General features: G+C 55.7%; 1 protein-coding gene. It reads left to right on the top strand.

The window, feature by feature from the left end:
- The first annotated feature begins 306 nt into the window (after nt 1-306).
- Nucleotides 307-1,287, top strand: coding sequence for a transglycosylase SLT domain-containing protein (locus IT781_RS21800; protein ID WP_228779354.1), 981 nt, complete (start codon nt 307-309; stop codon nt 1,285-1,287).
- The last annotated feature ends 156 nt before the right edge of the window (nt 1,288-1,443 follow it).

The following is a 1,443-nucleotide window of genomic DNA, read 5'->3' on the forward strand; positions in this document are numbered from 1 at the left end:
AAGGTACGCGATGCGTACCCTACAGTGGATTTCGCCTTGATTTTGGCAGGGCAGCGGGATAGGCCAGGCTGTTAAAAGCAAGTAACTCGCCTTCGGGTGCGACAAACTCGATTAAATAAAACCGTCGCGTTAGCGGCACTTTGTTAAACCGATCTGTATTCAGCTTACTGCGTAACATCAGTTACTATGAACAAACCGGCAATGCGAGGCCGTCCGGCATCTAAAAAGACCACAGTACCGCCTCAAGTCAAACCACGTCCGCGCACGACACGGCCGGCAGTAAAAAAGCCGGCGTCCAGGCCGATAATGAATCATTTCAGAAGCCGGCTGTCGCTGATAATGCTTGAAGTGACCAGTCTTGTCATTACCGCCGCATTGCTGGTTATCGTGCTGTTGGGTTATTCGGCCGACAGATTTTCAGGCACGCGTTTTTTCAGCAGCCTGCTGCCGTTCGCGGTCGGCGTGGTTGGGTTGATCCTGGCCGCAGCGGCGCTGCTGATCGGCTGGTGGAAACTGCGAACACAACTGCGCGCCTTTTCATCGTTATTGCCGCCGATGCTGGCCGTCGGACTGGCGCTCATGGTCGGCTGGTTTGCGATACAGGGTGAATTTTCCCTGGCTTACGGGCACTTCCGCTCACTGGTCGGAGGCAAGCAGGAAGCGGCCCGCATTACGCTGGCTCATCAGGTTTATGCGGCTTATCGGCGGTACGATACGGTGCAGCTGCTGCGACTGGTGAAGCGCGCGGAAGAATACAATGCCGTTATCGAAGAAGCGGCTAAAGCGTTCGATCTGGACCCGAATCTTTTGCAGGGCATTGCCGCGGCAGAGTCTTCGTTCCTGCCGCGCGACAGCCAGGATGGCGGGCATGGCCTGTTCCAGATCACGCGCGTGCCCAAGGCGGCCACAGAACAGGCCGGCAGGCGCCTTGGCGTGGATAAATTGTCTTTGCTCGACCATCGGCACAATGCCTTTATTGCCGCCGCCACCCTGAAACACTATCTGGCTGAAATGAAAGGCGATCTGTTTCTGGGCCTTTTGGCCTACAATATTGGGCCCACCAACGGCGGCCTGCGCTTCATTATGCAACAGTACGGCGTGACGGATTTCGTGACCATACAGCCTTATCTGCAACAACTGCCGCGCGATTATCCGGTGCGCGTTTTGTCATATTCCCTGGCTTTCAGGCTCTGGCAGCATGAAGGCCAATTGCCGGCTTACGAGGAAGGCAGGAATGCCATCCGGATACAGCGTATCGGCATACCGGGATTGCAAATGGAGCTTTGAGCTGTTTTGCAAAGTTATGCTGGACAGCGGGCAAGGAACAAGGGCTCAAGGCGCCGGTCTTAGTGTATGTAGGGTGCGCAAGCAGCTTATTGACCAATGCTGTTAAGTTAAGCCGTTCGTGGTGAGCCCTTCGGCTGCGCTCAGGACAGGCTTGTC

Origin of the sequence: Methylobacter sp. BlB1 (assembly GCF_015476545.1) — a bacterium.
Classification (GTDB): domain Bacteria; phylum Pseudomonadota; class Gammaproteobacteria; order Methylococcales; family Methylomonadaceae; genus Methylobacter.

Bases quoted from the DNA above. Each gene is read 5' to 3' on its own strand.
- IT781_RS21800 (WP_228779354.1), top strand. From the start codon at position 307: ATGAATCATTTCAGAAGCCGGCTGTCGCTGATAATGCTTGAAGTGACC.